General features: G+C 37.9%; 10 protein-coding genes. 7 read left to right on the plus strand and 3 right to left on the minus strand.

Translation table 11 applies throughout. The annotated features are described in order from the left end of the window. The first annotated feature begins 47 nt into the window (after positions 1-47). Both CM19_RS04195 and CM19_RS04200 read left to right on the plus strand, forming a co-directional pair. On the plus strand, positions 48-284 hold the full coding sequence (locus tag CM19_RS04195; protein WP_048099208.1) for a flagellar basal body-associated FliL family protein: 237 nt from the start codon (positions 48-50) through the stop codon (positions 282-284). Then, the gene (locus tag CM19_RS04200) at positions 272-1,090 is read left to right on the plus strand and encodes an HpcH/HpaI aldolase/citrate lyase family protein (protein ID WP_235185616.1); all 819 of its coding nucleotides are present in this window, start codon (positions 272-274) and stop codon (positions 1,088-1,090) included. The genes CM19_RS04195 and CM19_RS04200 overlap by 13 nt, the downstream gene beginning before the upstream one ends. On the opposite strand, the gene CM19_RS04205 is transcribed toward CM19_RS04200, so the two are convergent. The 3 genes from CM19_RS04205 to CM19_RS04215 are packed head-to-tail and all read right to left on the minus strand — an operon-like array spanning position 1,076 to position 5,737. Continuing rightward, a complete protein-coding gene (locus CM19_RS04205; RefSeq protein WP_048099210.1) occupies positions 1,076-3,298 on the minus strand; it encodes a xanthine dehydrogenase family protein molybdopterin-binding subunit in 2,223 nt (740 codons plus the stop codon). The genes CM19_RS04200 and CM19_RS04205 overlap by 15 nt on opposite strands. Then, complete coding sequence (locus tag CM19_RS04210; RefSeq protein ID WP_048099211.1) at positions 3,295-4,479, minus strand: acyl-CoA dehydrogenase family protein; 1,185 nt, start codon at positions 4,477-4,479, stop codon at positions 3,295-3,297. Before CM19_RS04210 ends, CM19_RS04205 begins: the two co-directional genes overlap by 4 nt. Before the next feature lies 1 nt (position 4,480). Continuing rightward, positions 4,481-5,737: an acetyl ornithine aminotransferase family protein gene (locus CM19_RS04215; protein ID WP_048099212.1), complete on the minus strand. Its 1,257-nt coding sequence runs from the start codon at positions 5,735-5,737 to the stop codon at positions 4,481-4,483. A gap of 393 nt (positions 5,738-6,130) precedes the next feature. Between CM19_RS04215 and CM19_RS04220 the strand changes: the two genes are divergently transcribed. The 5 genes from CM19_RS04220 to CM19_RS04240 all read left to right on the plus strand — a co-directional run bounded on the left by CM19_RS04220 (position 6,131) and on the right by CM19_RS04240 (position 12,664). After that, on the plus strand, positions 6,131-7,330 hold the full coding sequence (locus tag CM19_RS04220) for an FAD-dependent oxidoreductase (protein ID WP_048099213.1): 1,200 nt from the start codon (positions 6,131-6,133) through the stop codon (positions 7,328-7,330). Continuing rightward, positions 7,323-7,592 (plus strand): ferredoxin family protein, encoded by a 270-nt coding sequence (locus CM19_RS04225; protein ID WP_048099214.1) that lies wholly within the window; start codon positions 7,323-7,325, stop codon positions 7,590-7,592. Before CM19_RS04220 ends, CM19_RS04225 begins: the two co-directional genes overlap by 8 nt. A gap of 104 nt (positions 7,593-7,696) precedes the next feature. Continuing rightward, the gene (locus CM19_RS04230) at positions 7,697-8,797 is read left to right on the plus strand and encodes an S-methyl-5-thioribose-1-phosphate isomerase (RefSeq protein ID WP_048099215.1); all 1,101 of its coding nucleotides are present in this window, start codon (positions 7,697-7,699) and stop codon (positions 8,795-8,797) included. A gap of 46 nt (positions 8,798-8,843) precedes the next feature. Beyond that, on the plus strand, positions 8,844-10,250 hold the full coding sequence (locus CM19_RS04235; protein WP_048099216.1) for an MFS transporter: 1,407 nt from the start codon (positions 8,844-8,846) through the stop codon (positions 10,248-10,250). Positions 10,251-11,569: 1,319 nt separating this feature from the next. Further along, positions 11,570-12,664 (plus strand): DUF8196 domain-containing protein, encoded by a 1,095-nt coding sequence (locus CM19_RS04240; RefSeq protein WP_048099217.1) that lies wholly within the window; start codon positions 11,570-11,572, stop codon positions 12,662-12,664. Positions 12,665-12,920 lie beyond the last annotated feature (256 nt).

The following is a 12,920-nucleotide window of genomic DNA, read 5'->3' on the forward strand; positions in this document are numbered from 1 at the left end:
TAAACTTTGTCACAATAAATAATAAGACTGTTCAACTATTGAATATTATGGAAACAAGGTTTTATCGAGAAGCTCTTATAAGAAATGCATTAGCAGAAGTTCTTTCTGGTAAGAGCGTTAAGGACGTTCTCGATTCAGGAAATAGGGAAAGGTTATGCTCTACCCCAAAAGAAGATCTAATCTCTTTCTGTGAGGAAACTATGGAGTTTATCTTAAACGAGAGAAGAGATGAAGAGAGATCTAAAAGAGTAGTTGAAGAGATAGAGGAGGAATGCAGAAAATGAGAAGATCGCAACTTTATGTCCCAGCAAATAACGAGAAAATGATAAAAAAGAGCTTAGAGATAAAAGCTGATACTATAATTTTTGATCTTGAAGACGCAGTACCGCCTGAAGAGAAAGGGAAGGCAAGAGAGATGCTAAAACAATTCATAAGCGAGTTGGACTGGGGAAAGGAAAAGGAACTCGCAGTAAGGGTAAATGAGATTAATACAAAAGAGGGATTGAGGGATTTGATCCAAGTAGCTGAACTAGGGAAAATTAATACAATACTAATCCCAAAAGCTGAAGGAAATCTCTCATTCGTTCACAAAGCGACGGGAAAGGAGATCATCCCAATAGTTGAAAGTGCTAAAGGCCTCTTCAAAATAGAGGACGTTCTTACATCTGAGGGAGTATCCGCTATAACTTACGGAATCGCTGACCTCTCTCTCTCGTTGGAAGGAAAAGTAGATGAATATATCAAGAACGATTACGTCAGGACAAAGATTGTCGTCTCGGCAAAGGCTTATAATGTGGAAGCGATAGATAGAGTCTACTTCGACTTACAGGATCCAGAAGGATTTAGGCAGGAGTGCCTGAAAGCTAAGAACTTGGGTTATAATGGAAAACAGGCCATTCACCCTTCACAGGTTGAGATAGCAAATACTGTTTTCTCACCAACTGAGGAGGAAGTAGAATGGGCTAAAAGGGTTATTGAGGCATATGAAAAATCTATTAAAGAAGGAAGGGGGGCTATTCGAGTTGACGACAAGTTGGTAGATTATGTTCACTATAAGTTGGCTAAAAGAATTTTGTCAACTCCTCATTAGTTTCAATACAAACTCTGGAGTTATTGGAACTTCAACTTCACTTATCCTTACTTTTAAAGCATCTTCCAAAGCGTTTACTATAGCGGCATATGGAACTGTAGCCCCTCCTTCTCCAACTCCTTTTGTTCCTAGAGGGGTAAATGGAGACGGTGTTATCATATGCTTTACATCTATTCTTGGAGCCTCTAACGAGGTTTGGATTCCATAATCTCCTATTGATATCTGTTTGGGTACTCCTTCCTCGTTATAGTCAATTGATTCATATAGAGCAGAACCTATACCCATTACAGTTCCTCCAATTAGCTGTCCATCAACTATAGCCGGGTTTATCATCTTACCGGCATCGCTTAAAACCACGTACTTTAAAATCCTAATAAAGCCAGTGTCCTCAACTCTAATTACTACTCCATGAGCGTTTACTCCGTAAGTTGACGAAAAGTTCACTCTCCTATCCTTGTCAGCTACGTTTACATTTGGCGAATTTATTACTGCCGAGCTCTCAATCCCTATTTCATCCCCTATCAAGTATGACTTATTATATATCATGTTAGCGATCTCTTTAACAGAATATTCTCTTCCCTTAACTATTACCTTCCCATCCTTGAAGTCAACTTCTGAAAGTTCAACGTTAAAGAGTTTTGAGGTTAATTCCCTTATCCTTTCAATTAACTTTTTAGTAGCAGCGTAAACAGCACTTAATCCAACCACGGAAAACCTACTTCCATAAAATCCTGTTCCAGGTGGGCCATCGGTATCTCCTAAGATAACTCTAACGTCTCTCATTTCTATTCCTAACATATAGGAAACTACTTGGGAGATTGATGTTTCATGCCCTGTTCCCATAGAGTTAGTACTCATTGTAACTGTAACATCTCCTCCACTGTCCATCTTCATATAAACTCCTTCGTAATAAGGAGTTCTATCCTTTCCGACCAATGTTTGGAAGGCTAATGAGGAACCTGGCTCTAAGGCGAAGGCTATTCCTACTCCAATTCTTCCGTAAAATTTTTGCTGATATAATTCTGAGATTAATCTATGTAACGCTTCAGAGTAGTCCCCACTATCGTAAATTGCGCCAGTAATGGACTTAAAAGGAAAAGACTTGATAAAGTTCCTCTCCCTTATTTCCTCTTGAGTTAATCCAGTAGACCTAGCTACATCGTTTACCATGTTTTCCAAAACTAAAACTGCAGGAGGAATCCCTAAGCCTCTATAAGGTCCGGTAGGAGGTTTATTTGTTAAAACTCCCTTTATCTTAAAGTGAAGGAACTTCAAGTCATAAGAACCCGATAGGTGATAAATTTGCCTCAAGATTGGAAGGGGTTGATATGTGTGAAGATATGATCCAAAGTCCTCAAGGAGTTCTACTTCCATTCCCAGCAAGTTCCCTTTATCATAGTACATCCTTGCCTTATACCTTCTGTCTGGACCTTGAACTCCAGCTATTAAATGTTCATATCTAGTCTCCACGTACTTAACTGGTCTTTCCTCCACAATAGATGCTAAAGAGGCTAAGACCAAAGGTTTTAAGAAAATCTTCCCACCAAAGCCCCCTCCAGAGTCTGGGACAATTATTCTTATTCTACTTCTTGGAATGCTAAACACTATACTTAATGCAGTTCTAAAGACTTGAGGAACTTGAGTATTAGCGTAAAGAGTTAGGGAATTCTCGCCTGGAGAGTAATCTGCTATAACAGCGTTTGTCTCAATAGGCATCGCTGAAATTCTATTAACTCTAAAGTTTTTCTCTACAAAATTTCCTTTAGGTTCTCCTCCAAAATGAAATTCGTCCTCGTAAACTAGATTTGTGCCAAGTTCAGGATGAATTGGTTCTGCTTTAATTGACTCTTCTGGATTTAGTATAGGACTCTCTGGCTCATAATCTACCTCCACTTTCTCGAGTTTGTCGTATGCCTCATATCTATCTTTTCCAGTGACAATAGCTAAAGGCTCTCCGAAGTAGTTCGCTTTGTCAACTGCTAAAGGGTATTCCTTTGGGGCTTTTGGAGCAAAGAAGTTGGGCATCGGGTTGACTTTAATGGTTTTAGCAGTGATCGCATCTGAGTATATGTTGAATCTTGCCCTAGCATAGTTTGACCTAACTACAGCCATGTATAGCATGTTAGGTAAAATAATATCATCTACGAATTTTCCTCTACCCGTTAATAATCTAGGGTCTTCTACTCTCTTTACTGGTTTGCCTATCACACTTTAAGCCCCATTATCCTAAAGGCCTGCCTTCCAGCAGTTATCCTTTGAATGTCATTAGTCCCCTCGTAAGTCTTCAATATTTGTACGTCTCGAAGTAGTCTTTCAACTCCAGCTGAACTTGAAACTCCATAACCTCCATGTATAGCTATTGCTCTTAACACTGATCTTTCAGCAGCTTCTGTAGCGTGAAATTTTGCTAGAGAAGCAGCAGCAATATATTCCTTTTCTTTCCCTTTCATGTATAGAGATCCGCTCCAATAAGTTAGCAACCTAGCTGTTTCAACGTCAGCCAATGTCTCAGCTATCTTAATTTGCACGTTCTGAAAGTTTGCTATAGGCTGATTGAAAGCGTTTCTCTGAGCACTATAAGAAAGACTTTTCTCCAAAGCTGCTTGGGCTATTCCTACTGCTTGTGAAGCGACAATAGTTCTAGCGTAATCAAACGACATTACGGCATATTTAAATCCTAATCCCTCTTCTCCTATAACTCTATCCTGCGGTACCTCAGCGTCAAAGGAGATCTCCGTTGTATGAGAAGCCTTTAGACCTATTGTATCTATTCTTCCCTCAACTTTTACTTGACTCTTATCCAATAAGAACATGGTTATTCCCTTCCATCTAGCGTCAGTTGACGGTGAAGTTCTAGCGGTGATGAGATAGTAGTCTGCAATATCACCGTTTGTTATGAATATTTTCCTTCCAGTAACCCTGTACTTTTCACCTTCTTTTTTAGCTATGGATTTAATTCCAGCTACATCGGTTCCTGCAGACGGTTCTGTGTTGGCAAAGGCTGCAGTGGCCTCTCCTTTAGCTACCGGAGGTAAATATTCCTTTTTCAATTGTTCGGAGCCGAATTTTAGAAGAGCGTTTGTATACATCCAGTTAATTAAGAAGTATGTTGCCATTGATGTCCAAACCCTGCTCATTTCCTCTGATGCTATCAAAAGAGATATGTAATCTCCACCTTGCCCGCCAAAAGTTGTTGGAACGTCAAGACCATAGAGTCCTATATCTCTTGCCTTTTCCTTTATCTCTTTAAAAACATCCCTTTCGCTCTCACCTTTCTCAACTAAAGGCGAGACTTCCCTCTCCATAAATTCCTTAACAGCATCTCTCACAACCTCGTGATCTTGAGTTAGTTCTATTTTGAAGTCTGGCAAAGAAAACGGATACATAATTTCACCTTAACTTCTCTATTTCTTCCTTAATAATATTTGTAGCCTTCATTGCAATATCTTCTTCAATTACTAAGGGTGGTTCAACTCTTACTACTGATTCTCCTGCTCCTATAGCCAAAACTCCTCTATTGAAGGATCCATCTAGGACTTTAGCCAGTCCCTCTTCATACGGTTTACCATCCTTTCTAAGTTCTGCACCTACGAGTAAACCTTTTCCTCTAACCTCATAAAGGAAGGGAGAAAGGGCTGAAGACAATTCCTCAATGATTTTTTTACCTAAGTAACTCACGTGATCCAGAAGTTTTGGGACTTCATCCAATACAACTTCAGATGCAGCTAAAGCTAATGGGTTACCTCCAAAAGTACTTGCATGAGAACCATATGGTAAATCCATAATTTCCTCTCTTCCTACTACTGCTCCAAGAGGTAGGCCCCCACCTATAGCCTTAGCTAGCGTAACTATATCTGGTACTACATTAAAGTGTTCAAATGCAAACATTTTCCCTGTTCTTCCTATACCTGTCTGCACTTCATCCATAATCATGAGGATGCCGTTCTTTGACGTTATTGACCTTAACTGAGAGAAGAAGTCGTCGGGAGGGACTATTACTCCTCCCTCTCCTTGAATTGGTTCCATAATAAAAGCTGCTATCTCAGATGGGTCTACAATTTTTTTGAACAGCCAGTCTTCTATATAGGAAATTATTTCGGAAGCACAGTCTTCCCTGCAAAGAGGGTTTCTAGGATCTGGATAAGGTATTAGGAATGTAGAAGGAAGAAGAGGAGAGAACCCAGATCTCTGGACAGCCTTACTTGACGTAAAGGCTAGGGAACCAAGAGTCCTTCCATGAAAGGAATTAACAAACCCTATAACGTATTCCTTTTTTGTATGATGTCTAGCTATCTTTATTGCAGCCTCAACGCTTTCTGTACCGCTATTAGTGTAGAAGACTTTTCCTTTAAATGGAAAAAAGGAGAGAAGCCTTCTAGCTACAGAAATAGCTTTTTCATAGTAAAAATCGGTTAAGCTATAGTGGAAAAACTTTCTAGCCTGCTCCTCTACAGCCTTTACAATTTTTTCATTAGAATGACCTAGAGCAACCACACCTATTCCAGCGTTCATATCTATGTATTCTTTTCCTTCAATATCGTAAATGAGGGAACCCTTTCCGTGATCAATCACTACAGGATACCATCTCTTAAAGGATTGCATTAGCATCTTTTTATCTTCCTCTATTATTTCGTTTGAGGAAACCATAATTATAGATAGTTTGTTGATTTATAAAACTGAACTAATGCGTTTTGTAAACGTAATCTTCTTATCTTAGTGAACTTCCTTTTTGAGAAGAGTTCTTTATTATGTCAGTCTTTGCCAGCAGTTTCACTTAAACCTTATTTACAAGCAATTTAATTCTTATTATCTATATATCAAAGCTAATAACACTATATCAGTTCATCCCTCTTCTAAGGGAGATTTTCGATGCGTTTTTCTAAATCTCCTCAAAAGAATTGATGTTTTCAGCTCAGAATACTTTGTATTTTTGTATTATCTGGCATGCCATTTGGTAAAGGATTAAAGAAGTAAATAAAGACTTGTTTTACAACACAATAACTAGGATAAGATTATAATGTTAAAATGTGAGTATAAGCTATGAGTTTTGACGCAGACGTTGTAGTGGTAGGAGGAGGATTAGCTGGGATCTCCGCTGCGATAACTGCAACTAGAGAAGGTTTATCTGTAATAGTCTTGGAGAGAGGAGATTATTCGGGTTCAAAAAATGTTGCTGGTGGTAGAATGTATATACACGCTTTAAAGGATTTAGTTGACATAAGCGATGCACCGCTTGAGCGCAAAGTTGAAAGGGAAATTTATGAGGTTTACTGCGGTAATGGTAGAAAGATCTCCTTTTCATATGAGGATAAAAACAGAGTAGATAGTTACACTGTACTTAGAGCGAAATTTGATCAATGGTTTGCTAAAAAGGCTGAGGAAGAAGGCGTTTTGTTTTCTTACTCCACCTTAGTAAGCAATGCCAGAAGGGAAAAGGGGGGAATAACGCTTGAGACTAATAGAGGGGAGGTTAGGGCTCCTTTAGTCATAGAGGCAGACGGGGTTACTGCAGGAATTTCTAGGTATTTAGGATTAAGGAATCTTAAGCCTTCCATGTTAATGTTAGGAGTTAAGGAAGTTATAGGTACCGCTTGGGATGAAGGAGTAGCCAGGACAATAATTGGATTTGAAGGACTAAAAGGTGGAGGTTTTGTATATTCCAATAGGGATACACTATCTATAGGGTTAACAGTAAAAGTTGACTCACTACAAGGGTCTGAAGTAAAGGCTCAAGACATTGTAGAGAAGTTTAGGGAAATGATTGGAATTGAAGGGCCAATATTAGAATACTCAGCCCATTTAATTCCGTACTATGGATACGCAAATTTGCCTCAGCTCAATGCTGAGAACCTAATTGTAACTGGTGATGCGGCTGGTTTCTTGATAAATGACGGGTTTACAATAAGGGGCATGGACTTGGCAATAGAGTCAGGAAAAGTTGCTGGAAAGGCAGCTAAGTTGATCAAAGATGAAAATTACGCTGACACTTCGATCTACGTGAAGATGCTTGAGGAAAGCTTTGTAATGAGGGATATGAAAAAGGCGTGGAAAAGCTTCTCCTTATTGGGAGAAAAGAGGATTTTTAGCGATTACCCAAAAGTTCTATGTGAAGTTCTAGGAGATATGTTTTTAGTCAATGGAGAAAGGAGAACTCTAAGAGAAGAATTGATGGAAAAGATTAAAGAGGAAAATCTAAACTTAACTCAGATGGTTCTTGACTTGGTGAGGTTCATTGGTTGATTTAATTAAGAGACTGTCTCTAAACAAGTATACCGTTGATAAGGAATCACATATTCAAGTTAATACACAGATATGCAAAACTTGTAAAGATAAGCCATGTGTAAAAGTATGTCCAGCTGGTACATATGAACCAGATGAGAAGGATGGTCTAATAGTACATTATGAAAGATGCCTTGAATGCGGAGCTGCTCTTGTTGCGTGCCCTTATGGAGCTTTAAAGTTTAGATTCCCTTATGGTGGAATAAGCTATAGGTACGGGTAACTGTTCCATCTTTACTAGATATCAGAGCTCCAGATATCAAATCATCGATCAATGCTCAGCTCGATCATCATTAGAAATATAAACGAATCCTCGCCTTTATATTCATGGTTACACTTGAAGATCTTAAGCAAATTGTTAAACCAAAGCTTAAGCCAATTCTCTGGGATGATGAAAAGAATGTTCTAACTCTCCTTGATCAGTCTGCACTTCCTTTTCAAAATAATTATGTAGATGTTAGAACACCTGAAGAAGCGTCATTAGCAATAAAACTCATGAAAGTTAGAGGAGCTCCAGCAATAGGAATTACTGCAAGTTATGGTATGGTGCTTTCTCTCATTTCATCGAAGCCCTCCTCTCTAGAGGATTCAATTTCCATCCTTGAAAGAGCTAAGAAAGTTCTAGATATGGCTAGACCGACTGCAGTAAATCTAACATGGGCAACATCTGTTATGCTAGAAAGTTCTAGACATGCCATTGAACAAGGAGAAATTAAGTCTGTAAATGAATTAATTACATTACTAAAAGTTCAAGCTAAGAAGATATTTGACGATGAATTGGAGGCTGAATTGAAGATGGGTCTCTACGGTCTAGAGAAGATAAACGATGGAGATACTATATTAACTCAATGTAATGCCGGAGGTTTAGCTACTGGAACTGGAATAGGAACAGCGTTAGCTCCAATAAGGGTTGCACATGCTCTAGGTATGAGAATTTCGGTCATTGCTCCTGAGACTAGACCTTGGCTCCAAGGGAGTAGGTTAACAACTTATGAGTTAATGACAGATAACATCCCAGTTACTTTGATTGCAGATACTGCAGTTGGCTTAGTAATGTATAAGGGAATGGTAAACAGCGTAATGGTTGGTGCAGATAGGATATTGGCTGATGGTCATGTATTCAACAAGATAGGCACTTTCAAGGAAGGAGTAATCGCCCATGAGCTTGGAATTCCTTTTTATGCCTTAGCTCCGCTGTCAACCTTTGACTTTAAGAGTAAAGCAAACGACGTCACAATAGAGGAAAGAGATGCAGACGAGGTTAGGACAGTTAGAGGTATACCTATAGCTCCAGAAGGAGTGAAGGTATATAATCCAGTCTTCGACGTAACACCACCTAAATACGTCACTGCTATAATAACTGAAGGAGGAATAGTTTATCCTCCTTTCGAGAAGAATTCCTTAAAGTTGCTTTCCAAAGAAAGATAAAATGTTTGAAAGCAAACTTTTTTTCTTCTAATTAAAATGTAAGGCCATGAACAATAAGGCAATTCTCTTGGTCTTAACTTTAGGGACTTTAATGGCAGCAGTCGATACTACGATTGTGTTATTAGCACTTCCAACTATAACCATAGATCTTCACACCGATCTCCTAACCTCTATTTGGGTGCTGTTAGGTTATCTTCTAGTTTTAGCTATTTTATCAACACAGGCTGGTAGAATAGGAGATATAGTGGGAAGATCTAAAGCATATAACTTAGGCTTTATCCTGTTTACAGTTGCTTCGGCTCTCTGCGGGCTATCTTTTGAAATTTATATGTTAATAGCTTTTAGGATTATCCAAGCTATAGGTGGAGCGCTTCTGACTGCAAATAGCTATGCTGTCATTGCAGACATATTTCAACCAAGGGAGAGAGGAAAGGCCTACGGAATAACTTCTTTAGGTTGGAACGTAGGAGCGCTACTCGGAATAGTTTTGGGAGGAATAATAACTACCTTTATATCGTGGCAGTTTATCTTCTATATAAATGTACCAATTGGGATTATAGCTGTTCTTCTAGGAATGAGAAATATAAGAGATGTAAATAGAGTTAAATCCAAGATAGATTTTTCAGGTACTATACTTCTAGGAATATCACTAGCGCTAGTAGCACTAGGAACTATAAATTTTGCCGGATATGGACCAACTATAGAGGACTTATCAGAGATTTTCGTTGGATTATTAGTTCTTCCACTCTTCATCCTAAATGAGAGTAGAGTAAGTAATCCTCTAATAAATTTGAAAGTATTCAAAATAAGATTGCTGTCATTTTCACTTTGGGCAAGTCTACTCCAAGGAATAGGAGGTCTTTCACTGACATTTCTGCTTATAATGTATCTACAAGGAGTAAGGGGATTAAGCCCTCTCGATAGCTCCCTCCTTCTAACTCCAGGCTATATTGTTGCCACTATTCTAGCCCCAATTATGGGAAGAATAGCTGATAAAGGAAGGCCAGGTACTTTAGCAGGCATTGGAATGCTATTTATATTTTCCTCTCTTATTATCTATTACTTCGGGCTTCAGGTTTCTACTCCATTTTCCTTTATCCTAGCGATAACGACAATTACAGGGATAGGTTCTGCCATGTTCTGGCCATCTAATGCGACAGCAGTTATGTTTAGTGCACCTAAAGAGTTTTATGGTTCAATATCAGGGATAAGTAGAACTCTGGGAAATATAGGGACAATACTGAGTTATGTGTTAAGCATATCCGCAGCTACATTATCAATTCCTAGATCGGTAGCTTTTGAGGTATTATTAGGAGTTCATTCTCTAGATGGGGGTGTTAGCCAGGTTTTCGTGGATGGTCTTCATATAGCTTTCATTGTTTCGGCAATAATTATTATTTTTGGCGCAATATTTTCATTTCTAGGAGGAAATACTAAGGTAAAAAATAATTAAACTGATTTAAAATAGATTGTATAAAAGTATCTTAGACTTTTGAAAATTTTTAAATTAAAATCCATCTGATAACTTAGTCCCCTAAGTGAAATAGAGATGTTGAGAATTAGATTAGGTTGAAATAATTCCTTAATCACGTTAGTATATGGAATTGCATGAGGAGACTATAACAGTACACAGAAAAAAATTATAATTGTTTTTATATTAATATAGGAGAACATACAAGTGGAAAATAGTACTACGTTAAACTATGCTTCTTACTTCTCTTTATATTACATTGGTTTCTACTAAGAGAGTTCTTAGATAGTAAATGAAGAAACAAAAGGAAGAGTTAGGACTAGTTAATCTAATGGATATACCAATGACATGTTCACGTTGTAGTTACAACTGAAAGCCTCGCTCTTCAGAGCGGGGAGGAGGTCAGATAAAAGATCTCTCTCTTTCAGAAAGGACTTTTGTTTATGATAAGTGTGCGGTTATAGATTTGACTTGGACTCAGTTGTTCCACTTAATATCTAACCTCATGATATCTATTCTCATTTTTATTGAAAAATCTCTTAGCGTTTGTGAGGTTTATCCCTCTACTTTTTTGGGTTTGAGTTTTATGAACACTTTTTGCCATGTCCATAAAACCTTTGGGCTTCACCACGCTCTGAGTCAACACCCGTAATTACGATCAGACCATCAGCGAGGTAACCACTCCCACAGCCTATCAAATACCTCAGGATTGTGGGGTCGTGAAACTGTTTCTTATTCTAGGGTAGCTAAAGGTTTTTAAATATGTTTTTAGGGAAAGTTTTATGATGAACTCCATACTGATGCTGTGCACTGCACAAAGGTGTGGGGTGATGTCTAGAGGGATCCGTGCCGTTGATCCCGATTCCTTGATCTCACACTGGAGATAGTTGTACTACCTATGAAGGTGTGGGTGAGGAGAAAGTCCCTAGAGGACTGAAACACACTAAACGACCTCTAGGTACCCTCTAGGGGCAAACGGAAACTCCTATGCCCTTAGAATATTTATTTTTTTCTCACTTTTTGCTCCTTTATTAGTTCCCTCCTTCAGTCTACATATTAACATCTGGGTCGAATTAATGTTTTTAAAGATATAAGCGTTTTAGAAGGGAAAAATCATGACACTCGTAAAAATGTCATAATAAGTGAAATTGCTGTCTTTGGCAAGAGGTTGACAGAGAGACAGTAAGGTCAACCGAAAGATCTGTATATTCATACAAGTGAGCTAAGGACTTCCCATTGAACAATTAGTTATCAGAAAAGTTTCTTAAGTCAGAGTTAATATATTGATATAAGATAACTACATGAGTACCTCAGAAGATAAGATTAGAGAAATGGTGAGGGATGAAATAGAGAGATTCTTCGGTAGAAATGCAATTGACCTTGTACGTATTTTTCCAGAGTTTGCTGCATCAGTTGACCAAAGGTTTGACGCTGTAGATAAGAAGTTAGATACATTGCTAAAACTTGCTGAGGAGTTAGCCAATTCAAGTATAAAAGTAAATAAGGCGTTCATTAGGCTTGAGAAAAGGACTGAGGAAAACAGCAACGCTATAGCTGAGTTAAGGAAAGCTACGCAAGAGAACACGAACGCTATAGCTGAATTGAGAAAGTCAATAGAGGAATTAAAGAAGATATCTCAAGAGAACACTACTGCAATTATTGAACTTAAGAAAAGGACTGAGGAAAACAGCAACGCTATAGCTGAGTTAAGGAAAGCTACGCAAGAGAACACGAACGCTATAGCTGAATTGAGAAAGTCAATAGAGGAATTAAAGAAGATATCTCAAGAGAACACTACTGCAATTATTGAACTTAAGAAAAGGACTGAGGAAAACAGCAACGCTATAGCTGAGTTAAGGAAAGCTACGCAAGAGCACTCAGTAATCATAGAAGATATGAAGAAATCAATTAGCAGGCTTGAAACCGCTGTTGAGTCCTTAACGAATTCTGTAGATAAATTAGCAAAGGTTGTTGAAGAACATAATAAAAGGCTAAATAATCTAGAAGAGGAAATTGGTGGACTTTCTGATTCCTTCGGTATGGTTACAGAGATCGCAGCGAGAAAAGCAATAATGATATGGTTTGAAAAGCAAGGGATAAAGGTAAATTCCGTTGGCTATACTACACTAATCATTAATGATAAACCTCGGCAATTCGATCTCTACGTTGAATCCGGAAATAAGCTTTATGTAGGTGAGATCAAAGCCACATTAAGTGAAGAGCGTGTAACTAAATTCTCTAATAAGATAAAGGAATTAAAAAGTGTAGAGAATAGAGAAGTTATCCCACTAATAATATACTTAGCGAAATCAAAAGGCGATTCTATAAATTTAGCGAAAAATCTAGGGATAAAGGTTTTCAAATTAGGGAAACTGGGAGATATTATTGAAAGATAGTTTAATTTTCCAAAAATAAATATTATCTTCTATTAATTTTATTCTCTCTATGTTAAAAATAAAGAGAAAAGTTTTCGTCGAATCTATATATCCTTCAACTCTCTTTTTAGTTATCCACTCTATTTGTTTCAACCTCTTTCATATTCTTGTACTATATGGAACTGAATATTATTCTATATATTTGTAAGAAGCTTAAGTCATATGTGTAAATGGGGATTATTTTTTAAAGCTACGAAAAGGTGATAAATGTTTTATG

Origin of the sequence: Candidatus Acidianus copahuensis, assembly GCF_000632495.1 — an archaeon.
GTDB classification, from domain to species: Archaea; Thermoproteota; Thermoprotei_A; order Sulfolobales; family Sulfolobaceae; genus Acidianus; species Acidianus copahuensis.

What these genes read in the sequence shown, in the direction of transcription:
- CM19_RS04240 (WP_048099217.1), top strand. Translation starts at nt 11,570, where the DNA reads ATGAGTACCTCAGAAGATAAGATTAGAGAAATGGTGAGGGATGAAATA.
- CM19_RS04230 (WP_048099215.1), top strand. Translation starts at nt 7,697, where the DNA reads ATGGTTACACTTGAAGATCTTAAGCAAATTGTTAAACCAAAGCTTAAG.
- CM19_RS04215 (WP_048099212.1), bottom strand. Translation starts at nt 5,737, where the DNA reads ATGGTTTCCTCAAACGAAATAATAGAGGAAGATAAAAAGATGCTAATG.
- CM19_RS04220 (WP_048099213.1), top strand. Translation starts at nt 6,131, where the DNA reads ATGAGTTTTGACGCAGACGTTGTAGTGGTAGGAGGAGGATTAGCTGGG.
- CM19_RS04235 (WP_048099216.1), top strand. Translation starts at nt 8,844, where the DNA reads ATGAACAATAAGGCAATTCTCTTGGTCTTAACTTTAGGGACTTTAATG.
- CM19_RS04200 (WP_235185616.1), top strand. Translation starts at nt 272, where the DNA reads ATGCAGAAAATGAGAAGATCGCAACTTTATGTCCCAGCAAATAACGAG.
- CM19_RS04195 (WP_048099208.1), top strand. Translation starts at nt 48, where the DNA reads ATGGAAACAAGGTTTTATCGAGAAGCTCTTATAAGAAATGCATTAGCA.